This is a genomic window from Enterococcus sp. ZJ1622, assembly GCF_011038845.1.
GTDB lineage: Bacteria > Bacillota > Bacilli > Lactobacillales > Enterococcaceae > Enterococcus_B.
Map to the genome: position 1 here is coordinate 157,198 of NZ_JAAKDW010000006.1, position 22,217 is coordinate 179,414.

The 22,217-nt window shown below is 38.6% G+C and carries 18 protein-coding genes; 12 read left to right on the forward strand and 6 right to left on the reverse strand.

Annotated features, from left to right (window positions below):
• Positions 1 to 170: 170 nt before the first annotated feature.
• From G7Y42_RS07595 to G7Y42_RS07620, 6 genes are all read left to right on the forward strand, one after another.
• Positions 171 to 1,055 carry a VOC family protein gene (locus tag G7Y42_RS07595; protein ID WP_165005310.1) on the forward strand — a complete coding sequence of 295 codons (885 nt, stop codon included), beginning with the start codon at positions 171 to 173 and terminating at the stop codon, positions 1,053 to 1,055.
• 171 nt (positions 1,056 to 1,226) lie between these two features.
• Positions 1,227 to 2,252, forward strand: coding sequence for a serine hydrolase domain-containing protein (locus tag G7Y42_RS07600; protein ID WP_165005309.1), 1,026 nt, complete (start codon positions 1,227 to 1,229; stop codon positions 2,250 to 2,252).
• 38 nt (positions 2,253 to 2,290) lie between these two features.
• Positions 2,291 to 3,241 (forward strand): mannose-6-phosphate isomerase, class I, encoded by a 951-nt coding sequence (gene manA / locus G7Y42_RS07605; RefSeq protein ID WP_165005308.1) that lies wholly within the window; start codon positions 2,291 to 2,293, stop codon positions 3,239 to 3,241.
• A gap of 502 nt (positions 3,242 to 3,743) precedes the next feature.
• A complete protein-coding gene (locus G7Y42_RS07610; protein ID WP_165005307.1) occupies positions 3,744 to 5,498 on the forward strand; it encodes a PTS transporter subunit EIIC in 1,755 nt (584 codons plus the stop codon).
• Entirely contained in the window at positions 5,452 to 7,479 is a 2,028-nt protein-coding gene (locus tag G7Y42_RS07615) for a BglG family transcription antiterminator (protein ID WP_165005306.1), read from the forward strand. Before G7Y42_RS07610 ends, G7Y42_RS07615 begins: the two co-directional genes overlap by 47 nt.
• Positions 7,480 to 7,492: 13 nt before the next feature.
• Positions 7,493 to 7,933 carry a PTS sugar transporter subunit IIA gene (locus G7Y42_RS07620; RefSeq protein ID WP_165005305.1) on the forward strand — a complete coding sequence of 147 codons (441 nt, stop codon included), beginning with the start codon at positions 7,493 to 7,495 and terminating at the stop codon, positions 7,931 to 7,933.
• A 195-nt stretch (positions 7,934 to 8,128) separates the two neighbouring features.
• Here the strand turns inward: G7Y42_RS07620 and G7Y42_RS07625 are convergent, their stop codons facing one another.
• The 3 genes from G7Y42_RS07625 to G7Y42_RS07635 all read right to left on the reverse strand — a co-directional run bounded on the left by G7Y42_RS07625 (position 8,129) and on the right by G7Y42_RS07635 (position 10,358).
• Positions 8,129 to 9,256, reverse strand: coding sequence for an ABC transporter permease (locus G7Y42_RS07625; RefSeq protein WP_165005304.1), 1,128 nt, complete (start codon positions 9,254 to 9,256; stop codon positions 8,129 to 8,131).
• 2 nt (positions 9,257 to 9,258) lie between these two features.
• Entirely contained in the window at positions 9,259 to 9,936 is a 678-nt protein-coding gene (locus G7Y42_RS07630) for an ATP-binding cassette domain-containing protein (RefSeq protein ID WP_165005303.1), read from the reverse strand.
• A gap of 101 nt (positions 9,937 to 10,037) precedes the next feature.
• Entirely contained in the window at positions 10,038 to 10,358 is a 321-nt protein-coding gene (locus G7Y42_RS07635) for a hypothetical protein (RefSeq protein WP_165005302.1), read from the reverse strand.
• Between the two features lie 276 nt (positions 10,359 to 10,634).
• Between G7Y42_RS07635 and G7Y42_RS07640 the strand changes: the two genes are divergently transcribed.
• From G7Y42_RS07640 to G7Y42_RS07650, 3 genes are read left to right on the forward strand one after another with little or no spacing between them, the layout of a single operon-like run.
• Positions 10,635 to 12,419 carry a PTS mannitol-specific transporter subunit IIBC gene (locus tag G7Y42_RS07640; RefSeq protein ID WP_165005301.1) on the forward strand — a complete coding sequence of 595 codons (1,785 nt, stop codon included), beginning with the start codon at positions 10,635 to 10,637 and terminating at the stop codon, positions 12,417 to 12,419.
• A gap of 12 nt (positions 12,420 to 12,431) precedes the next feature.
• Entirely contained in the window at positions 12,432 to 12,869 is a 438-nt protein-coding gene (locus tag G7Y42_RS07645; RefSeq protein ID WP_165005300.1) for a PTS sugar transporter subunit IIA, read from the forward strand.
• Positions 12,870 to 12,882: 13 nt separating this feature from the next.
• Complete coding sequence (locus G7Y42_RS07650) at positions 12,883 to 14,034, forward strand: mannitol-1-phosphate 5-dehydrogenase (RefSeq protein ID WP_165005299.1); 1,152 nt, start codon at positions 12,883 to 12,885, stop codon at positions 14,032 to 14,034.
• A gap of 82 nt (positions 14,035 to 14,116) precedes the next feature.
• Here the strand turns inward: G7Y42_RS07650 and G7Y42_RS07655 are convergent, their stop codons facing one another.
• From G7Y42_RS07655 to G7Y42_RS07665, 3 genes are all read right to left on the reverse strand, one after another.
• Positions 14,117 to 14,815 carry a type 1 glutamine amidotransferase gene (locus G7Y42_RS07655; RefSeq protein ID WP_165005298.1) on the reverse strand — a complete coding sequence of 233 codons (699 nt, stop codon included), beginning with the start codon at positions 14,813 to 14,815 and terminating at the stop codon, positions 14,117 to 14,119.
• A complete protein-coding gene (locus G7Y42_RS07660; RefSeq protein WP_165005297.1) occupies positions 14,808 to 16,160 on the reverse strand; it encodes a Mur ligase family protein in 1,353 nt (450 codons plus the stop codon). The genes G7Y42_RS07655 and G7Y42_RS07660 overlap by 8 nt, the downstream gene beginning before the upstream one ends.
• 1,890 nt (positions 16,161 to 18,050) lie before the next feature.
• Positions 18,051 to 18,614, reverse strand: a complete 564-nt coding sequence (locus G7Y42_RS07665) for a hypothetical protein (protein ID WP_165005296.1) — start codon at positions 18,612 to 18,614, stop codon at positions 18,051 to 18,053.
• 574 nt (positions 18,615 to 19,188) lie between these two features.
• Between G7Y42_RS07665 and G7Y42_RS07670 the strand changes: the two genes are divergently transcribed.
• The 3 genes from G7Y42_RS07670 (at position 19,189) to G7Y42_RS07680 (ending at position 21,796) form a co-directional block, all read left to right on the forward strand.
• The gene (locus G7Y42_RS07670) at positions 19,189 to 19,923 is read left to right on the forward strand and encodes a hypothetical protein (protein ID WP_241161930.1); all 735 of its coding nucleotides are present in this window, start codon (positions 19,189 to 19,191) and stop codon (positions 19,921 to 19,923) included.
• A 519-nt stretch (positions 19,924 to 20,442) separates the two neighbouring features.
• Positions 20,443 to 21,003 (forward strand): hypothetical protein, encoded by a 561-nt coding sequence (locus G7Y42_RS07675; RefSeq protein ID WP_165005295.1) that lies wholly within the window; start codon positions 20,443 to 20,445, stop codon positions 21,001 to 21,003.
• Positions 21,004 to 21,235: 232 nt separating this feature from the next.
• The gene (locus G7Y42_RS07680; RefSeq protein ID WP_165005294.1) at positions 21,236 to 21,796 is read left to right on the forward strand and encodes a hypothetical protein; all 561 of its coding nucleotides are present in this window, start codon (positions 21,236 to 21,238) and stop codon (positions 21,794 to 21,796) included.
• Positions 21,797 to 22,217: the final 421 nt, after the last annotated feature.

Consider the following 22,217-nt stretch of genomic DNA (forward strand, 5'->3'; position numbering starts at 1 on the left):
AAAGTGATGTGACATTCCCTGTTCGTTTTTTTTTGTTTTTTGATTGTTTTTAGACGTATTTCCCTGTAAATGCGAAGGTTCTCACATTTTTTTTAACAAAAACTGTGTTATTGCTTGAAAGAAGAGAGAAGCATCGTTAAAATAAAGCTGACGTGGAGGGGAGCAAGAATATGAAAGATTTTAAATTGGGGGCTGCCACCTCTTTGAAAAGTGTGGCGATCCGGGTCAAAGACCGGGATAAGATGATCGATTTTTACAAAAACACGATCGGTTTTGACTTGAAACGGGAAGAAAATGAACTGGCGATTTTAGGAACAGAAGAAAACGGAAGCGAAATGTTGCTGTTGGAAGAAAGCCCAAGAGCAAATGATCACATCGGGGAGATCAAAAAGCTGAATCGGTTCTCACTGATCATTCCTAGCGTAGAGGAAATGGCAGACATCTTGTGCCGTATCCGAAAAACGAATTATCCGATTAAAGATGCGTTAGAAGATCATGGTCGTTTAGGGATTTTACTAAGTGATCCGGAAGAAAACGAGATCGAGATCTATCATGAAGAGCGCAAAGATGACCAGAAAGAAACACCAGAGAGAATGGATCAGGAAGCTTTGCTGCGTAAATCAGAAGAAAAATTCAGTAAATTGTCCGCAGGTTCTTATTTCGAAAAGATCCATTTGAATGTGACGGATTTGACGAAAGAACGTAAATTTCTTGAGCACGTCCTTGGTTTGAAGGTACAAAATGAAGAAAACAAACTTTACGTATTGAATGAAGGCGACTTTCATGTCGGTCTGACAGAAGCACAAGGCGAGGCGCTCAATTTGCCGACAGACGAAGTGATCGGGTTGGACTTCCTGAAATTCGTGATCGATCCAGATAGCATGGAAAATCTGATCACTCACTTGGAAGAGTTAGCGATCGATTTCTTTTTAGATAAAAAACACACGGTATTGACGATCTATGATTCGATCGGGATCGAATGGTGGTTTGTCAGTGAGCCAAATGAAAAAAGTAGAACAGATATCAAGTGTGACGATGAACCATTTCTTTCTTAACGATAGTTGTACTTGATGTCATTTCTAAGGGCGGAGGTCATTCAGAATTTTTCTGAGTGACCTCCGTTCTTTTTGATAAAACTATTGATTCCTTTTGCAGAAAGCTATATGCTTGGGCTGATAGTGCAAGAAGAAATGCAATGATTTTCTTCATGACAGAAGGAGGAAAAGATGTATCCAGAAACCAAACAACTGATTTTGAAAAAACTAGAAGAAGGCGTTTATCCCGGGGTAGTCGCGGCTTTTGTCAGTCAAGGGGAAACCGAGTCATTTTCAGCCGGCTTCGCTCAACTTGTCCCCGAAAAGCAACTGATGGAAGAAGACCTTCTTTTTGATGCGGCTTCTCTTACAAAAGTCATCGCGACAACGAGCTTGATCCTGCGGTTATGGGAAGACGGGAAGATCGATTTAGACCAGTCTTTGCATGAATATTTACCAGCATTTGAGAATCGGACGATCACCTTGAGACATCTGCTGACGCATACTTCTGATATCAAAACTTGGATCCCTGATCGTGACCAGTTATCTCAGGAAGAATTGATTGCTGCGTATTTGAAATTACAGCCGGGAGATCAATTGGGAAAAACGGTGAAATATACAGACGCCGGAACGATCTTGTTAGGTTTGATGTTAGAAGAGATCTATCAGGAACCGCTTGTCGAAGTATTCCAAGAACAGGTCTTGGAACCTCTCGGGATGATGGACAGTTTGTTCCTTCCCTTTCCATCCAAAAAAATCGTCCCAACAGAACAGCTGCCGACTGGCGAAGTTCTGCGAGGGATCACGCATGATCCAAAAGCACGAGTACTGGCAGAACATGCGGGCAATGCGGGACTTTTCATTGATTTGAAAGACAGTCTTTCATTCATAGAAATGTATTTGAATAAAGGACTTGTCAAGGACGGACGTTTTTTTGAAGAACAAACGATCGAAGCTCTTTTGCAGGATCAGACACCAGAAAAAAACGGGGATCGTTCGTTAGGATGGGATTTGAAGAGGAACTATAATGATCAGCATCCCATACTTTTTCATACAGGGTATACCGGAACGTTCTTCCTTATTGATATCATTGATCAAGAAGCGTTCGTATTCCTGTCCAATCGGATCCATCCAGTCGATCATCGAGAAGTGTATATTCAAAATCGAGACGAAATCATTGAAAATTTTTTGAAAGAGAAAGCGTTATTACAGAAATAGTGCTATAATAGCTATGAAAATTGAGAGGAGTTTTAGTCATGCAAGAACCTATGTTTTTAAAACCAGTTTTTCAAGAAAAGATTTGGGGAGGAAATCGGCTGCATTCTGTCTTCGGTTTTGACTTGCCAAATGATAAAATTGGGGAAGATTGGGCAATCAGTGCACATCCTCATGGCGTAAGTGTTGTAGAAAACGGAGAATTCAAAGGTCAAAAGTTAGATGATCTATGGGCAGAGCATAAAGAATTGTTCGGACATCCTTCAGAACCCGTTTTTCCTTTGCTTATCAAGATCTTAGATGCAGAAGATGAACTTTCCGTACAAGTCCATCCAGATGATGCTTACGGCATGGAACACGAAGGAGAGCTTGGAAAGACAGAATGCTGGTATATTATCGATGCAGAACCAGGTGCAGAGATCATTTATGGTCACCATGCGCAAACGAGAGAAGAACTAGCAGAAATGATCGAAGATGGACGTTGGGATGATCTGCTGAAGAAAGTGCCTGTGAAAAAAGGAGATTTCTTCTACGTACCAAGTGGAACGATCCACGCGATCGGCAAAGGGATCATGATCTTAGAAACACAGCAAAGCTCTGACACTACTTATCGTGTTTATGATTATGACCGTAAAGACAATCAAGGAAAAACACGTGAATTGCACATCCAACAGTCTATCGATGTGACGACTGTTCCGGCAAAAACGCCTGAGTTGCAAGTCAAAGAAGTACGCAAAGGAAATTCATCGATCGTTACCTATTTAGAAACAGAATTTTTCAATGTCTACGAGTGGGATATCAAAGGAATCACGAATTTCAAAAAACAAGCACCTTATACATTGATGACTGTTATTGACGGGGCTGGCGAACTTGTCGTTGCAGGAAAAACCTACACACTAGAAAAAGGAACAAGCTGTATTATCCCAGATGGTGTGGAAGAATGGACCGTACAAGGCGAATTAGCAATCATTGCTTCTGAACCTGGCAAATAAGTTGTTGTTTGTCATGAAGTGATTCAAAAGGAGCTGTGACTGCAGCTCCTTTTTCCGAATACATGGTGTTCCAAAGCTTGCATCTGCGGTAATAAGCCCAACCAAACGAAAAATATGGAGAACTATTTTTGTTTGGCTATTCTTGTTACTTGATGTAGGACAGCATTTTCACAACCTCTATAAACGGTGTTCCAACTGCTGCTTCTCGGCAATAAGTTCACTGAACAAGAAAATATGAGGAGCTATTTTCTGCTCAGTGTCCTTATTCCTTAAAGCAGAACGCAGTTGTCACAACCTCTGATTCACGGTGTTCTCCTGCCAACTCCTCGGGCACAAGTCACAATATTCAACAAACATGAGAAGCTGTTTGTTGAAATTGTTCCTTGTGCCTCAGAGTTAAACGGCAGGCTCACAACCTCTTTTAGACATTTAGAGACAAACAAGCAGAGGAAAAAAATCTGAGAGTTACCAAAGTGTGGTGAAAACATTGCAGCAAAAACTAATGAAACAGAAAATGGATGCGTTTTCTATCAATCGTCTGATCACTATCCAGCAGTTACGGAAATTTGGTCATCATTTGAATGAAATGATCATGCCAAATCTCAGCCTTTTCATTGCATGGGGGCTGTTATCTTTACTAGCGAATCACGTATCGGGGGAGCTCCATCGTACATTGACCGAAGTATGCGACTGGATGATCAGACTTCTGCTACCGATATTGATCAGTTATTTAGGCGGAAAAGCTTCTGGCGGACAAAAAGGTGCTATAACAGGAGCAATCGCTTCACTAGGGATCATCGCAGCTTCTGATGTCCCGCAAATCGTAGGGGCAATGCTAGTAGGACCTGTGGCAGGAGCGGTTTATTCCTATAGTGACAAATGGCTTTCTCCCAGATTAAAAGCTGGATATGAGATGCTTGCCGGTAATTTGCTGGTTGGTATGATCGGTGGGATCTGCTGTATTGTAGGAATCGTAGCGGTCGAGCCACTCATTGGAACCATCCATCAGCAATTAGCCGATGCCGTCTTCTGGCTGATCAAGCGAAATGCACTTCCATTCGTTAATCTACTCGTCGAACCTTTGAAAGTCCTATTTTTCAACAACGCGATCAACCATGGCATATTGACGCCGTTAGGTATCGAATTTTCCCGAACAAATGGACGGTCGATCCTGTTTTTGATGGAGGCGAATCCTGGTCCTGGTGTCGGTATTTTACTTGCTAACATCCTTTTTGCAAAGAAGTCAGCGAAAGTAAACGCAGGTGGTGCTCTCATGATCCAGGCGTTTGGCGGTATCCACGAAATATACTTTCCATTTGTACTGATGCAGCCTCGTTTGTTCTTAGCAGTAATGGCAGGTGGTACGGCCGGAACGCTAGTGTTCCAATTGCTAGATGCAGGGTTGACTGCGCCAGTTTCGCCAGGGTCTTTGCTTGTTATTTTTGCTAATACACCTCGTGCGCAGTTGTTAGGAGTGGCTATGGGGATTTTCATCAGTACGGCAGTCATGTTTGTCTGCGCCGCTCTTTTGATGAAACTGCCAGAAAAATCGAAAAAAACAGAAAAACAACTCTTAATTGATGAAAGGAAGGCTGTCGTGGAAAAACCATTGATCAATCATATCATATTCGCCTGTGATTCAGGGATGGGCTCCAGTGCGATGGGGGCGGCCTTATTGAGAAAAGCCCTCCAAGAAGAGATCCCAGTAGACTATGGTTCTATCTATACATTAGAAAAACGGCAAAATCAGCTGATAATCGTACAAAAAGAACTGGCAAGCTTGGCTCGTGAAAAAGTGTCAGACAATGAGATTTTGCCAGTGGACCATTTTTTGGAGATCGAGGATTATCTTCCTGAAATCAAAAGAAGAATCCATCAGTCAGTAGAAGTCGATCCAGTACACAACCAAACAGTGAGAGCTCAGGCTTCAAAAAAAGCTGCAGTGGTTTTCCTGTATGAAAAAGACAGAAGAGGTTCACAAACGATGGGAATGACTGTGTTTCGACAATTGGCAGAAAAATATCATCAGTCATTGTTTGTCGAGAAAAAACCTGTGGAGCAAATCAGACCTGATCAAAATACTATTTATATCACAACGAAAAACATCGCCGCACGCTATCAATTGGCAGAAAAGCTCGAATGTTTGATCGTTGTCGATCATCTAGTCATCAATCAGGAATATGAAAAGTTATTGAGAGGAGAAGACTGCAGTGTATTTGTCACCAAGAGAGAAACAGCTGCTGACAGAACTCATTAACAGTCCATCACCAGTTTCTATCAAACGGATGATGAATTTGCTGAAAGTCAGCAGAAGGACCGTCTACCGAGAACTGGATAATTTGGAGTTGTCGCTAAAGTCAGAAGGGGCACATCTGCAAAAAGTTGGCAGAGGGGCTTTTGTCATTAACGCAACAGAAGAAATAAGAAAGAAACTACAGGAAGAAGGCCAGGAAAAAAGCGAGGAGTTATCCACCGCCCAAAGACAGCACGCGATATTAGCTGAATTGCTTTTGACAGATGATCCGCTTAGCTTGACCTATTTTCTAGAGAAGTATCTCATCAGCAATACCACTTTTTATGCAGATATCAAACAGCTGGAAGCAAGTATCAGCCAGCTTCCATTAGAGATCATCCGTAATCGCGGGTATGAGGTCACTGGACCGGAAAAATATCGAAGACTACTCGTTGCAAACGTCCTCGAACTTGAAATCAATGAATATGAAATTTTTCATCACTCAGAATCCGATCCTTCTTCCAATTATTTTTTCAGATTTGTGGCAACACAGCATTTGGCACTGGCCCAAAAAGTAGTAGGAGAAGAACTAGTCCAGCAAAAAACAGATCTAAGTGATCGTAAACTCGAACATCTGGTGCTGATGCTGGCTATCACAATGGATCGGGTCACAAACAACCATTTACTGACGAATGAGACCTATACAGGTTTAGTCAACAAAGACCTGCTAGGCACAGCCAAACAGTTGTTTTCGAAAATCGGAGCAGAGACGAAACAATTGTATCCAGTCAATGAGATCGTGTTTTTTGCCAGTCTATTGAATGATTTCTCGAATTCCTTCGACCAGAATTTCTTTGAAGAAACCTTTGATACGCAATTGGCTTACCTAGTCAAAAAGCTGATCCAAGAAGTGAGCGATGAGACCAATGTCCATTTTTATGAAGACGAAACATTATATAAAATGCTTTTGACGCATCTATCTGGTGTGTTTTCAAGAGCAGTTTTACAAGAAGAAGTGTTATCTAACCCGATTTTAGAAAAAATCATGGTGCAGTATGAAGAGATTGCACAAGCGCTACGGCATGCAGTCGGACATATTTTCCAAGAAAAGAAATTGTCAGAAGAAGAAATTGCCTATATGGTGCTTCATTTTGCCAATTCATTAGAAAAAAGTCCAAAAGAAAGTACCATCAGTATTGCCGGTTTTTCACCTAGTGGACTTGCATCGACAAGTATGCTCGAGATGAGATTGAAAAGATATTTCCCGTTTATCCAGCAGATCCATTTTTACCGGATCGCCGATTTGAAGAAAATCGATCTGCAGGATAACTATGACCTTGTCATCTCGACCTCTATTCTACCAGGTTATGATGGCAAATATATTCTAGTCTCACCTTTACTATTGGAAGACGAGGTCAAACAGCTGAGAGAAGAGTTTTCTCATATCACAAAAAAGCATCGTCATGCCAAGGAAAACGAAAAGCCGGCCTCGTTGATTGAAGATACATATGAACAGACCATGTCTGTCATGGATCGGATCAATATCTTGCTGAGTAGTTTTTTTATCCAGACAATCGATAATCCATCAACTATCTCAGAAACAATAGATGGATTGTTCGCGTACTTTCCTGAAGTGATAAATGACCAATCAGTAGTCCGTTACAAGCTGATGAAGAGATATAAACAAGCGCCAATCGGTATTCCGCACACCAATATGGGTTTGTTCCATACATCAAGTTCAGCTGTTTCAAAACCGATTTTTTGTATTTTCAATCTAAAAAACGCGTTAAAAATCGAGAGTATGGACAAACAAACGATCGATTTATCACGGATGCTCGTCATGCTGGCTCCCTCGCCGATCGATGAGACAGATAAAAAACTCCTAGGAAAAATCAGCGGAGCGATCATCATGAATGACCTGAATACAGAGATTTTTCGTTCTGGAAATAAAGAGATCGTCTACCAGTTACTAGCAAAAATCTTGATCGAAGAAATCAAAAAGTAAAGGAGCGGTGTAGATGATCGAACTGCCGAAAGAAAGAATCTTGCTGGATCGATCCTTCCAGAATTGGGAGGACGCATTGAGAAAGATCGGCGAGTGGATGGTTGTAAAAGGAAATGTCACACCTGACTATATCCAATCAATGATCGATAGACAAAAACGGATGAGTGTGTACATCGGGAATTTCGTGGCACTTCCCCATGCTGAAGGAACGGACGAATCTGTGATCGAAGAAGGCATCTTCCTGATCCAAGTACCCGATGGCATCAACTTTGGCACGAAAGACGAACCGAAAATCGCTACGATCCTATTTGCAGCTGCGCTTAAAAAAGAGCATCAGCTTTCCGTGCTGCAGGAATTGGCTTTTTTCTGCTCGGACATCGATCAAGTCATGGCACTCAGTGATGCAAATACAGTAGAAGAGATCCAAATGATCTTTGCACAAGCACACACATAGAATAAGGCGATCCAAAGAAAGATTGAGAGGTTGTGAAGAAGCTGTTCTGCGTCAAGCAGTAAGAATGAACAGATAAAAACAGCTTCTCATATTTTTGCATAAATCTGGTTTACCACCGAAAAGCTGGCAGTGGAATACCGTTTATTTAGAAAAAGAGGGTATGACAAGATTTTGTCATACTCTCTTTTTTCGCGTTCAATAACATTTTTTTCGGCGAATAACGACAATACATATGACTAATAGCAAGGCACTCCATGTACTAAGCGTCAAGATCCCGTTAGTAAAAGTGATTTTTCCCGAAGCTAATGGTTCGAACAGATCTCCTCCTATGATCACGTGTTGAAAATCAACATAAGAAGTCGGTAAGTAATGGCGGATCTCTTCCATGAACCCGATCGAAGAAAATAATCGATATTCTGCTAAAAAAAGACAAAGAAGTGTCCCCAAAAGATTGACTAGATAGTGTTCGAAGAGCGCAGAAAGAAGAAAGCTGATCGTAGTCAAAAACAATAACCAGAATACTAAGAACAGAAAAGTTTGGAGAAGATAGACATACATCGGAAGAATTCGGATCTCCTGATCGATGATCGTCCCCACAGGATAGCGAAAATCCCCAAGCCCATTTTTCATGACTATGATCACAGAAACCACGATCAATGGAAAAATCATGCATAAAACTGTGGCACTAAAATAACTGAAAAAGCGAATGGCGTGTTTTTTGAGGATACTATCTGGTAAAAGATTGACAAGTGGAATGACGCGTTTTCTTTTTTCATAAGAAATGATCGATGAAAGAAATAATGCGCTTATACATAAAATCAGAAAACTAGAAATCATTCCTGAAAAAATAGATTCATAATAATTCGCCAAAGGGACATTTGCTGGAAGATCGAAAATAGAATATCTTCGGATCTGGTGTTCCTTCAGATAACTGAGCAATTCCACTCGTTTTTGCTGTTCGATAATTGGTATTCCTTGTCTTTGCCCAGAGGTCAGACGATCTAGCAAATCTTTTTCATAATGATACGTTGCTTCAACAATCCGGTGTGCATCATTTGCATTTTTCGCATGTAAGATTTCTTCGATCAGTTTAGTACTTGTTTCTAAACTTTCTACAAATTCTTTTTCATTTTCATCCTCTTTCAAGATTTCGATCAAACGCTGGTTCTCGGTATAATTGTGATTTAATTCATCGAATTCTGTGTAGGCCAGTTCGTAATCAAAGAAGAGGAGGAATAGGAACAGAAGAGTCAGAAGTAGCGGAAATAAATAATTTATTTTATTTTTTAATAACAGATTTCGTTCGAATTCAAATAAAACCATGGCTACACCTCATATAATCTGTGGTAAGTCGGCAAAATCTCTTTCATATCAGAAGATTCTACGATGATTTTTCCATTTTTCAGGAAGAATGCTCTTGAGCAAATGGATTGAACGTTCGCGATAGCGTGCGTAGAGAGGAGGATCGTTTTCCCTTCTGCACGCCACTGACTGATCAGATGATCAAAGATAGCAATGCTTCCCGGATCTAGCCCATTCAAAGGTTCATCAAACAACATCACAGGTGTATCACTGATCAAATAAGCAGCAAGCAGTACATGCTGTTTCATCCCTAAAGACATTTTCCCAATTGGCAAAGTGGTATATTCAGTCATTTTCAATCTCTGAAAAACAGTCTGACAGTCCATCTTACTTTTCCAATAATGTTTGATCAAAGTTAAATAATCAAATGCTGATAAATAGTCGGATAATTGAGCTGTTGACTCTAAAAAAAACAGCGAGTGGCGGTAATCCTTATAAGAAATAGGAGAGATGCCGCAAAGTGATAATCGATCATAAGCCGCTGGTAATAACTGGGCGATCCCATTCAGCAAAGTAGTTTTCCCATAACCGTTTGGGGCAATCAAAGCCGCTACTTCTCCAGTTTCAACTAAAAGATCTAATTGTTGGATGACACGTTTTTTCCCGCGGCGCATACTCATGTTTTGGATCAATACTGACATAATTAGGCCTCCAATACTAATTAGATAATAAAAACTGTGCGGTAGTACACAGTTTTTATCATCATTGCCATACAAGTAACACTATTCGCGAAAGAAACTAACTAACGTGCCTGATACTCCCATGCATAGTAATAGGTATCTAAACTAAATCCTCTATCAATTCTGGTCGTTCTGCGATTGCTTTCGCGTAAACTATTTGTAAACCAGTAAGAACGCCAAGTTAAAACAGTGACTGTTCCCCAGCCAATAGAAGGATCACGATAAAAAGACTGTCTGCCAGTATTTCGAACGGTTGCTTCTCTTTGTCTAAATAAGTCTATTTCTTCATATTGATTCTCTGCGGCAAAAGTGGTAGTAGGTAATAAGCAATTGACAAGGACAACAAGAAGAAGGATGGAAATCAATGTTTTTTTCACTGTCATACGTCCTTTCATATTTGATTACGATACCATAATAAAACATATAGAGATCAAAAGAAAGCTATTACAAAGGTTATCTTTAAAGTATAAAAAAACTCTTTTAATAACAAATTTATATATTTCTGTGTGTTTCTTTCCTAATCTAGTTCTGCCCATTTCTTCCAATTTTTATAGCCTTCCATCTTTTGGCACAATGCTTTGTGCCAAAGTACGACTTTTTTTAGTTTTAGAAAGCGAATACAATTTGAGTATCAAAAGAAGAGAAGGAGATAGAGAAAAATGGAACAGACAACTCCCAAGAATAAAGTTTCGCTTAAAGCGAGAGTCCAAAAATTAGGAAGTACGTTATCCAGTATGGTGATGCCGAACATCGGCGCACTGATCGCTTGGGGCGTTTTGACAGCGCTTTTTATCCCAGACGGCTATCTGCCGAATGAATCATTTGCCAAAATGGTCAGTCCGATGCTGACTTACTTGATCCCACTTCTGATCGGATATACCGGCGGGAAAGTGATCGCAGGAGATCGAGGATCGGTCGTTGGGGCAATCGCCACGATGGGGGTAATCGTTGGGACAGATATCCCGATGATGCTTGGTGCGATGATCATGGGACCTCTTGGCGGATATGCTATCAAGAAGTTCGATCAATTGTTCCAGAAACGGATCAAATCCGGATTTGAGATGCTGGTGAATAACTTCTCAGCTGGATTGATCGGTTTCGCGTTAGCATTACTCGGATTTTCAGCAATCGGTCCGATCGTCGATGCATTGACACAAGCAATGGCTAAAGGTGTAGAGATCATCTTGAACGCACATTTGATCCCATTGACAAGTATTTTTATCGAACCAGCCAAAATATTGTTCTTAAATAACGCTATCAACCATGGCATACTCACACCTTTAGGAACGGAACAAGTAGCAACTGCAGGAAAATCCATTTTGTTCCTGCTTGAAGCAAATCCTGGGCCAGGACTTGGCGTATTGCTTGCCTTCACGTTATTTGGAAAAGGCGCAGCAAAATCTTCTGCACCAGGTGCGATGATCATCCACTTTCTAGGTGGGATCCATGAAATCTACTTCCCATATGTCATGATGAAACCGTTATTATTCTTGGCAGTTATAGGTGGAGGAATGTCTGGAAGCTTTATCTTCCAACTGATGGATGCAGGTTTAAGAGCACCAGCTTCTCCAGGGTCGATCATTGCGATTTTAGCGATGGCGCCACTTAGTTCTTATCTGCCAGTCATTTTAGGGGTTTTAGCAGCAGCTGCTGTTTCATTTGGTATCTCATCAGTGATTTTGAAAGCGGATGCTCACGAAACAAATAAAGATTTTGAAAAATCAGTACAAGAAACGAAAGCAGCGAAACAAGCAGCAAAAGGGAAAAACAGCCCTGCAGGACAACCAGCATTAGCCGGCGTTCAAAAAATCATTTTTGCTTGTGATGCCGGAATGGGATCAAGTGCAATGGGGGCTTCGATTTTGCGCAAGAAAGTTCAGGAATCCGACTTACCGCAAACAGTCACAAATCAAGCGATCAGCCAATTGTCTGATGAACCGAACACATTGATCGTCACGCAAGTAGAATTACAGGAACGAGCAAAACAAAAGTCACCAAGTGCACAATTTGTCGCTGTCGAAAACTTTTTGAATTCACCTCGTTATGACGAAATCATCCAGCAGTTAAGAAACGAGACAACGGATCAGCCAATCGCTGAAAAGAACGAATTTGGACAGAAACAAACAGAACAAAGTCTATTTGATTCGTCTAGTCCTAAAACGATCAAAGAGATTTTACTTGTACATGATGATCGAGCAGGTTCTGCCACGATGGGAATGACGGTATTGAAGGAGATCTTAGAAAAAAATCATTTGAATATCCCACTGAAAAAAGTCAGTATCCAAGATTTGGAAGGGCGTGAGGATTCATTGGTCGTTTCAAAAGCAAGTTTGGCAGAGAAAGTACGTCTCGCCTCACCAAAATCGATCCATCTATCGGTCAACAGCATGGTCAACCCGCAAAAATACGAATCGATTGCTCAATACTTGAAAAAAACAGCTTAAGGAGGAAAGGACATGCAAAAATTATCTTTCGACATGATCGAGTTGAATCAGTCATTTACCACAAAAGAAGAAGCGATCCGCTATTGCGGCAAAAAACTGGTAGAGGCAGGCTGTGTCGATGAAGCCTATATCGATGCCATGGTGGAAAGAGATGCCATGTTATCTGTATATATGGGAAACTTCATTGCGATTCCACACGGGACAGATGAAGCAAAAAAATATGTGAAAAAATCATGTATTTGTGTAGTACAAGTGCCTGACGGTGTGAACTTCGGTACAGAAGAAGATGAAAAAATCGCCACAGTTCTATTCGGGATCGCAGGAGTCGGTGAAGACCATCTGCAGCTCGTACAGCAAATCGCACTTTACTGCAGTGATATGGATAACGTAGTCCAGCTTGCGGATGCGCTGAGCAAAGAAGAAGTAACAGAAAATCTAGCAATCGCTTAAGGAGAGAGAAACAATGAGAGCAGTACATTTTGGAGCAGGGAATATCGGACGCGGATTTATTGGAGAAGTATTAGCAGATAACGGATTTGAGATCACATTCGTGGACGTGAACAAAACGATTATTGATGCCTTGAACGAACGAGCATCTTACACGATCGAACTGGCCGACGAATCAAAGAAGCAAATCACAGTGAAAAACGTAAAAGGGATCAATAACCAAACAGATCCAGACAAAGTGATCGAAGCAATCGCGAAGACAGATCTAGTGACAACAGCGATCGGACCAAACATCTTGCCATTTATCGCCGAATTGATCGCAAAAGGGATCGAACAAAGAAAATTAATGGGAAATACAGCATCTCTAGATATCATTGCTTGTGAAAATATGATCGGCGGCTCCGAGTTTTTAGAAAAAGAAGTCTGCAAATATCTATCTGACAAAGCCTTTGCAGACCAGCATATCGGATTTCCGAATGCCGCAGTCGACCGGATCGTCCCATTACAACAGCATGAAGATCCTTTGTTTGTCCAAGTCGAACCGTTTAAAGAATGGGTCATCGACAATAGTCAGCGAAAGAATAAAGAAATCACGTTGAATGACGTACTATATGTAGAAAACCTAGAACCTTACATCGAACGAAAATTGTTCAGTGTGAATACAGGACATGCGACAGTTGCCTATACCGGTGCATTGCTCGGTTATCAGACAATCGATGAAGCGATGCAGGATGCATTAGTCGTTGCGCAATTGAAATCTGTATTGCAGGAAACTGGTAGTCTGCTCGTTGCGAAATGGGGTTTCGATCCGCAGCAGCATGACGAATATATCGAAAAGATCATCCATCGCTTCCAGAACAAATATATTTCAGATGCAATCACTCGCGTAGCGCGTACTCCATTGCGTAAACTAGGGTATCAAGAACGGTTCACGCGTCCAGTCAGAGAATTGCAAGAACATAACTTGGTGTGTCCGCATTTGACAGCAACCATGGGGATCATCTTCAATTACTATGATCCAAATGATGAACAAAGCCGTCAGCTCCACGAAATGAAGATCCACGAAAACTTAGAACAGCTGATACAGGAAGTAACAGGAATCAACGATCCGAAAACGATCGGCAATATCAAACAAAACGTCGATCGCTATGCAAAACAAGTCGCATAAGATAAATGAAGCCAAAAAGAAACAGCTGCGAACAGTCAGCTGTTTCTTTTTGCTCTCAATCAATCGGATTCTTATGATCTAGTTATGCGGGTTGTTCTTGGATAGTTGGCAGATCCAAATCTTTTCCATAACGTTGTTCTAAAGCCAAGCGGATCAAGCGTTCAGCAAGCTTTTCATTTCTGGCAAGGATCGGTCCGTGGAAGTAAGAACCATAGACATTTCGATAGATCACGCCTTCTGACTGATCTTCTCCATTGTTTCCTTGTCCTTGCACGATCTTCCCAAGAGGACGTTCGCCTTCTCCTAAAAATGTCCGGCCGTTGTGATTTTCAAATCCGTAGTAAGTTTCATCGAATTCTTCGTTATGGATCACGATGTCTCCGATAAAACGATTGTTTTCCTGACTCAATGTGTAATGATCCAATGCACTGATTCCTTGGATCTTTTCTCCGTTAGCGCCCATATAATAGTGGCCTAAAAGTTGGTATCCGCCACAGATCGCCAGCATGACCCCATCGTTTTCGATATAATCGATCAGATCTTCTTTTTTTTCCTGGATATCTTTAGAGATGATCAGCTGTTCAAAATCTTGTCCACCACCGAAAAAGACCAAATCATATTTCTCTGCCTGAAAAGGTTCATGGATGCTGACGATTTCTGTATGACAAGTAACGCCTAATTTCTTTGCTACGTATTTGAGCATCAGCAGATTGCCGTTATCTCCATAAGTATTCATCAAATTTCCGTAAAGATGTGCAATGTTGAGTTCGTATTTAGGCACGATTCATTCCTCCTTTGATAAATCCTTGTGCTGCCAGCTCTTTTCTCAATTGTAAGACAGCCGTGTAGGTAGCTAGGATATAAACATGCTCCGTTGGCAGTTCTTTGATTTTGTCGATCACTTCTGTCAGTTCTTTGGTCTCTGTCAATTTATCTTCAGGGATTCCTGCAACTTTCATCCGTAGAGTCATATCTGAATGACGGTCTCCACCAGAAATGACCGCTGGGATATCCATCTCAGCAAAGTTCTCAAAATTCCCATCCCAGATCCAGCTGACATCGATACCGTCTGCATAATTCGCGTTCAATAAAGCCACAAGTGAAAATGGGTAAGGGGCTAAACCGATCATATCGATCACCTGATTGATACCAACAGGATTCTTGACAAGTACCAAGGTACATTTTTTACCGTTGATATCGATCACTTCTTGTCGACCGAATACTTTCTCGTCGTAACCTAATCCTTGCTTGATTTTCTCAGGTTCTACATTGAAGTATTCAGCAACAGCTGTCGCAGCAAGTGCATTGTATACATTGTACATCCCGCCGACTTCGATCCCGTATTCATGACCATCGATCACAAAATCCGCTGAAACGTTATCCATTCGAACCATATCCGTCAAACGGTAATCAAGTGCAGGACGCTTGAAATCACAGTTTGGACAGTAGTATTTCCCTAAGTTGGCGTACGTGATCATTTTATAATGCAAGATGTGGTGGCATTTTGGACAGAGGACTCCATCTGTATTGTAATGCGCCATTTGTTCGTGGTCTTCTTCGTGATCGAACCCGTAATATTTTCGGGGATTGACTGTCTCGACTGAATTGAAGATCGGTGAGTCCCCATTGCTGATGATCGTTGCTTCGGGTGATTTTGCAGCGCCGTCCACGATCATTTTATAGGTAGTATAGATTTCTCCATAACGGTCCATCTGATCACGGAAGATGTTCGTGAACAAGAACAATTCCGGTTTCATGTACTCTGTGACTTTGCTTAGACTTGCTTCATCTATTTCAAGAACAGCAAATTTTTTCTGTCCTTTTTTCGGTTTTGCCTGCAAGAAGGTAGAAACGATCCCTTGAACCATATTTGCGCCTGTAGGATTTGTCAGCACTTCATCGAATTGCTGACGTAAAATATTAACGGTCAATGCAGTGGTAAGGGTCTTCCCATTGGTACCAGTAACTACAACGACCTGGTAGTCTTTGGCTAAACTATCTAAAATATGCGGATCAACTTTAAGCGCTAGTTTCCCTGGTAGGCTAGACCCGCCTTTAAAAAAAGTTTTCAATGCCCATTGTGATGTTTTTCCGACTGCAATCGCGAATTGACTGCGTATTCCCATTATGTAACCTCCAAAAACGTTTTGCGAAGAGTAAATTCAACTAATCATACCATATGTTGAAAAAAAGGTTAAATTGCTTTTCTTTTTCTTAAGAAAAGGTTATGTCAGAGAGAATGAAGATAGAGATGAAAATATATGGAAATGGGAATGCAGTGTGGGACAACAAGGCGGGTAGTGTCCTATTTGTGTTATCTTCTATCTGAGGATTGAATGAAAGATCTTGCATAAAAATGACGAAGGAGATATCTCTATCGTCATTTTTTTGTTATACATACTGCTTAACTACAAAATTATTGATATACTAATTTCATTGCTACAAGGTATGTTGCTTCAGAGAACAACATTCTAAGGCGTTCACAAGAGACACTTTTAAGTCCCCTCGCAGATAATCCCATTCTCACAACATTCCGCAAAGCTTTTAAAAATAAAATGATTTATTTAGCAACCGCTGATAATCAGTATTTTATAACTTATAAATTTCATAAGGCCACAGTTATATATAGCTGTGACCTTTAGTTTGTTGTTAAAATAAATCCATAAAAGACTTTTAGATGGGAAATGCTTGTTATGTTGATATTAATCATACTTATTATATTTATATTACCACTAATTTATTTTATAAGTGTAAAACCAAAAATCAAATATAGTTTTTGGATTTTTGGAATCCTTTATTGGAATAATCCTTACTTCTTTTCTATAGCTATCTCCTATTTTAAGTCGTCTATGGATAATTTTTTTCTTGTCATAGGATTAAGCGTCTTTTTTATTCCAGCAGTTTTTATTTTTTCAAGTATCCAAACATTAATAAAAGGGTTCTTACAAAGGAATTACATAAAAATATTAATAGCAATGGGTTTACTAGTGTTTACATTTCTATATTATAAAGATGCGACTGCAGTTAGAGTCGTGACATTTGACTGGTTAAAATTTACCTTACGTTTAAGTATAATACTGGGGACACTTTGGTTCTTTTTTCAAAATGAAGATCGAATTAATCGTATAAAAAGCTCTCGATAAATAAAAATTATCTTAAGGATATTATTTCTTCTAGAGTATTGGAAAAATAAATTAATAAATAATTGAATGAAGAAGTGAAAGTAAAATAAGTACAAAAAAGGTATGCGACTGCATGCTTTTTTTGTTGAAAAGAATGGAAGAAAGAGAAGTAAGGGTTGAGTGGTGTGGTATCATTTTAACAAAAAACGTACTGATTAATATAGATTGAACAGCGTACTGTAGCAGAAGTATCACACAAGCGTCTATGTATCGACAGGCACTTCCGTATAATTACTTATACAGCACGATGTGGATATAGTCTGGGTTCAACCGAAAGTTCTAGTAGTTCAAACTTCGATCAAATTCAGGGCGAAGATATTATTCTCTTAACAAGCGGATCGTCCATGTTTGATTCCGATGGTCATACTATGGTTATTGGTTATATTAGTGGTGGCAAGAATATCACATCTACCTGCTACTATACGAAATGAGAAGTAAATACGGCTATTCAAGAACTACTGCTCCATGCCAATTACTTAGCCGGTGAATTCTATTACTACGAAGTGTGGAGAACGTCTGAAGATCCTGTTTATTCTGCTCCTTCTAAACCAGTTTCTATTTCGACGGATTTCTGTTATAGCTTGCACGTTCTTGGAGGAGAATGATTAAGTGAAGTCACTAACTTTAACAACGTAGATTCGATTGGGTTTGCAGGTATCCCATTTAGTAAACATGATATGCTTTACATCAAAGTAGATAAAGGCAATATTCATTATCGCGTGCATACGATCAAAAGTAGTTGATTAGATTACGTTAATATAGATTAACACTGATTCTAATCAGTCATCTATTAACAAGGAGTTTTTTTGTCTTACTTTTCGCAAGATCATAACTTTATAGATTTTGTTGGAAGAGCATGATAGCAACTAAAAGAGAATAAAGTCCACAAAAAATACGAAAATAAGAATTGATTGTCGAAAATTTGACATACTTAAGATCCTTTTTATCAGGGAGAAGGACAAACTTTAAAGGATTATCTGGATTCTCTATAAGATATTTTTTCCAAAAAGCCTGTGCATTTTGATAAGTAGGTGCGCTTAAGGAAATCATTCCCATAGAAATGAAGAGAGCTGCTAAGCCAAAGCATATTCCAGAATAATTATCAGAAAATGCACATATCGTCGTCGCTACAATTGCGATTAGTAGTACTATCATAAAAAAGTACCCAATTTTGATTCTAAATGAGTTATTAGAATTGATTTTGTAATAGGAAGCAAGGCTTTCTCTTCTGAACTTTAATTCTTCTTTTGATAATTCCGGGAAAATCGCCTGTATACTTCTAGATTTTTCTTTTTTCAAGATATTAACTATGACTCTATCTAAAATTGACAGAATGATCTCTACAATCAAGAGAAAAAGGAAAATATTAATTATTATTTGGGAAAATATTGTCTGCATAAAAATACCTCGATTCAAAAAATTTAAAAAGTTGAATAATCTGTTATACGAATTGAAAGAAAAGAGAACAAGAAGGTTCTAACTCCCTCCTAGCTGCTAGAGTTTGAAAAGCCAAGTAATAATTGATTACTTAATGATTGTCGGAACGTTTCCAGTGAAGCTGAGTGTTAGAGTGGATATCGACTTTCACTAGTATTGATTCCAGCAAAAACAATTCGGATTGATTGGTTTTTTCTAATTGAAACGCTTACCTAACTCTAGAAAAAACTAGCTGTAAATATAAGTTAACTCCCTCAATTCCATTAGTCTTCAATAAAGAGAAATGTTCGATGGGGGTTCTAGCAAAGATCTTTTTCCTGTAGGCTGGATACTGTACTGGGGTCTTTATTTCGTTATTTTGGGTAGTTTTAATATTCCATCCTTTTTATATTATTGCCAGTCCGAATTGATTAACATGATTGAAATAATTGAATCCAATTTGAAGGGTGGCTATGATTTGCAATTAGATTCCACAAGTACTGTAACATGCGTTAAAATAGTACAAGTATTTAAACTATAGAATGGAGTCCATGTGATGCAAAATAAAGTCAAAAAACAATCTATTTATTTATTCCTGGTGTTATTGATTATTTTACTATCAGGAAGTATTTTCTTTTTTTATAATGGAACAAAGCAAGAGGATACATTACAAAATGAGAGTGTCGCAACAAAGACGATTAATTTTTCCCAATTAGATGGGTATTATCTAGGATTTACGAAAGTAGCCAGCAGCGTTTCTGAAAAACAGCTTGTTTTTTTTAGAATACAAAAATTTTATCCAAAAGCTTCAGAAACACCACAAGCAAATATGACGTATCTGACGCTTGATTCTTCCACATTGGCTGGTGACTCTTATGATGCTTTGACGAATGAACTAAGTAACAAAGCACCAGATAAATTATTGGATCATTTATCTGTATTTGGTCAAGGACCTATCTACTGGTCTAGCATTGCTGAATTATCTGGTGAAAATAAGGCAGCCGCCCCTTTGCTATATGCAAGCAAGGAAAACGATAAACTGCGAGTAATCATAGACTATAATGGTAGTGAAGAACCGGGGTTGAACTCTTTTTCACTTGTTAAGCTTGATAAGAATAAGATGAATGATAAAGGGATATCACTCATAAAAGAGTACCTAGTGGACCCGGGAAAAAATGAAACAGCATTCCTTAACTATTATGGCATGATTGACTTTGATGAAGCGATAGCCATGGTCGATGAAGAAAGCGCACGATATATTGGGACCACAGCTTCTCAAATATTGAATTAATAGATGAGTGAATGGACTATTTATTTTACTGATCTTCTTGTAAATCTAGATTATGTAATGAATGTTTTCACGATTTGTAGTAAGCAAAACATATTTCTAGATAATAGGAATTAAAGATAGTAAAAATAAAACTAATAATATAGCGGTAATTCCTGACTGATTCGTTTCTTTTATGCATTATCAAAACATGATTTTGAGTCAATAGAAGCACTCAGATTATTTTTATGGTGATTAGTCAAATACTCTTTCATTTTCGCCAAAAATACTAAAGTAAGATCGATATTCAGAAAAGATGTGACCTTGTAGATACAGACATACAAAAAGGGATGAGGGTGCAGCTAAATAGGACAAATGAAATAATACAGTTTATAGCATGTAAATGTTTTTATAACAATGAGGCAAGTAGATGAATGCATTATAGCAATTGAATTGGGTTATTCCTATGAATTTTTTAAGGTTCAGATGTTTTAGTATAAAAAGTGTTACAATTGATTTCTATAAAAATACTGAGGTGAACAAATGGCATTCATTAAATTGATTTTTTCTATTCTTTCTCTGGCTATATTAATTACTATGATTATTAGTTTTATTATGATAATGAAATTTACAATAGTACAGCACAGATTGAACTTTAGGAAAAAACAATATATAAAGGAAAAATTTCCTGAACTGACAAAGAAAGATTTACAATATCGTCAAATTAAAATAGGCAACTATCAGCAACTATATCTTAATAGTGACTTCAAATACAAACTTCAAATGACTGCTCTAGTCGGTTCATTCATAGGGATGATAGCGATATTTATAATTGCATTATTTACAAAAGATGGAAATCTATCGTTGTTGCTATTGTCTCTTACTTTCTGTTTGATTTCTATTTTTATATTGACGCAGCCTAGTTTAGAGGAACGAAATCGTTTTTGGAATGATTATTTAGAAGAACATCCAGATAATCCCTTGAAAGTTTCTCTAATGCCGTTAGAATTTGCTGAAAAAGCTTATGATAATGAGAAAAAATTAGGTATTTATTCCCTTGTTTTTGCTGTATCGCTTTTTATAGTTTTATTTGTGGGAAATTAGGAATCGTTTGTTTTTATACAAGTATAAAAAGAAACGATAAGTTTAGTTGTTAGTCAATAACCTCATATTTAAAATGAAAAGCCAAGCAGGGTCTACTTTACTTGGCTTTTTTGTTTTGATAAACAAATCCTATTAATTATTTTTTGTCTAGCCCTAATCTAAACAAGCATTCACTGATACTTAATGTTTCCTAGGTAGAATAAGCGTTAATAAAAAATAATGAGGTGAATACATGGAATTTACTGAAACGAATTTTCCTTTCCTTATGATCATTATGTGCATTAGTCTTTTCAGGATCATACAACTTCGTATCTCGACTGTAAAACTATTGAGTAAAAGAATAACAGAAGTAAAAAGTAAGTACCCTGAATTAACAAAGAAACATCTAAAGTATCGACAGAATCAAATAGTCAAGTATCAACGTGTGCATTTTAATAGTAAACTTAGAAACATCTCTCAAAGTATTCTTTCTTTTGGTACAATAATAGGGATTATAGGAGCACTTTTTATTCTCATCTTCACTAAAACGATTGCTTTATCCTGTTTGCTTTTGGCTCTCAGTGGCTATTTCGTATCTGTTCTTCTATTGAGTCGACCTAGTATGAACGAGTCCTATATTTTCTGGAATAATTATTTAGAAAGAAATCCGGATAATCCTTTAAAAATCGTTCTCTTGCCGAAAGAACAGGCTGAAAGATTGTTTAAAAATGAAAGAAAGATAGGATGGTATCTTGCAATCGTAGCTACTGTATTTGGTATATTTAGTTTCTTTGCTTCAAACCTTAATTTATGAAACGGTCATATGTGATGTACGAGCCTTGTTAAATCATTGAAGTACACTAGGTAAAAGTGTGTTATAAAAAATCATATACAAAAAGCCTAGCAAGATATACTCTGTTGGGCTTTTTTGTAATATTGTACTGTATTTGAAATCAAAAAAAACAGTTTTATCAGCCGTTTATATTATTCTGTGTCACCTTGATTTAACTTTTTGCATGTGATTGCTCCTCGAGTTTCTTTCATTTAGTCCAGAACATATCCTCTCCAGAACTTTCTTATTTTTCTACCTACCCAATGAATCAGAACTGTTAAATTTTTTTCTTTTACATTGGCAAAGCGATGTTATCCTAAATGTTCGTCAATACGATCACTCTAGTAAAACTGGTTTGAGTGATTGGTATGTGTCATTTTAGAGAACAGAAAATGTCAAAAAT

Bases quoted from the DNA above. Each gene is read 5' to 3' on its own strand.
- G7Y42_RS07600 (WP_165005309.1), top strand. From the start codon at position 1,227: ATGTATCCAGAAACCAAACAACTGATTTTGAAAAAACTAGAAGAAGGC.
- G7Y42_RS07680 (WP_165005294.1), top strand. From the start codon at position 21,236: ATGGAATTTACTGAAACGAATTTTCCTTTCCTTATGATCATTATGTGC.
- G7Y42_RS07665 (WP_165005296.1), bottom strand. From the start codon at position 18,614: ATGCAGACAATATTTTCCCAAATAATAATTAATATTTTCCTTTTTCTC.
- G7Y42_RS07610 (WP_165005307.1), top strand. From the start codon at position 3,744: ATGAAACAGAAAATGGATGCGTTTTCTATCAATCGTCTGATCACTATC.
- G7Y42_RS07630 (WP_165005303.1), bottom strand. From the start codon at position 9,936: ATGTCAGTATTGATCCAAAACATGAGTATGCGCCGCGGGAAAAAACGT.
- G7Y42_RS07640 (WP_165005301.1), top strand. From the start codon at position 10,635: ATGGAACAGACAACTCCCAAGAATAAAGTTTCGCTTAAAGCGAGAGTC.
- G7Y42_RS07620 (WP_165005305.1), top strand. From the start codon at position 7,493: ATGATCGAACTGCCGAAAGAAAGAATCTTGCTGGATCGATCCTTCCAG.
- G7Y42_RS07645 (WP_165005300.1), top strand. From the start codon at position 12,432: ATGCAAAAATTATCTTTCGACATGATCGAGTTGAATCAGTCATTTACC.
- G7Y42_RS07625 (WP_165005304.1), bottom strand. From the start codon at position 9,256: ATGGTTTTATTTGAATTCGAACGAAATCTGTTATTAAAAAATAAAATA.
- manA (WP_165005308.1), top strand. From the start codon at position 2,291: ATGCAAGAACCTATGTTTTTAAAACCAGTTTTTCAAGAAAAGATTTGG.
- G7Y42_RS07660 (WP_165005297.1), bottom strand. From the start codon at position 16,160: ATGGGAATACGCAGTCAATTCGCGATTGCAGTCGGAAAAACATCACAA.
- G7Y42_RS07670 (WP_241161930.1), top strand. From the start codon at position 19,189: ATGCAAAATAAAGTCAAAAAACAATCTATTTATTTATTCCTGGTGTTA.
- G7Y42_RS07650 (WP_165005299.1), top strand. From the start codon at position 12,883: ATGAGAGCAGTACATTTTGGAGCAGGGAATATCGGACGCGGATTTATT.
- G7Y42_RS07675 (WP_165005295.1), top strand. From the start codon at position 20,443: ATGGCATTCATTAAATTGATTTTTTCTATTCTTTCTCTGGCTATATTA.
- G7Y42_RS07595 (WP_165005310.1), top strand. From the start codon at position 171: ATGAAAGATTTTAAATTGGGGGCTGCCACCTCTTTGAAAAGTGTGGCG.
- G7Y42_RS07635 (WP_165005302.1), bottom strand. From the start codon at position 10,358: ATGACAGTGAAAAAAACATTGATTTCCATCCTTCTTCTTGTTGTCCTT.